Genomic DNA, 300 nt, shown 5'->3' on the forward strand with positions numbered 1-300 from the left:
CTCGACATCCAGACGCGGCAACTCATGGAAAACGAGTTGCTCGACCTGTGGGCTGCAAAACGCAAGGCCGTGCTCTTCATCACGCACGATCTCGACGAGGCGATCGCGATGTCGGATCGCGTGGTCGTTCTCTCGGCGGGACCGGGCACGCATCCGATTGGCGAATTCACGATCGACTTGCCGCGTCCGCGCGACGTCGCCGAAATCCGTTCGCATCCGCGCTTCGTCGAGCTACACGCGCAGATCTGGAGCGTGCTGCGCGACGAGGTGCTAAAAGGCTATCAACAGCAACTCACCGCT

General features: G+C 61.3%; 1 pseudogene. It reads left to right on the forward strand.

The window, feature by feature from the left end:
* A pseudogene (locus SB753_RS36180) lies at nt 1-300 on the forward strand (ABC transporter ATP-binding protein); the annotation flags it as partial.

Source organism: Paraburkholderia sp. SIMBA_053 (assembly GCF_046534895.1).
GTDB classification, from domain to species: domain Bacteria; phylum Pseudomonadota; class Gammaproteobacteria; order Burkholderiales; family Burkholderiaceae; genus Paraburkholderia; species Paraburkholderia caledonica.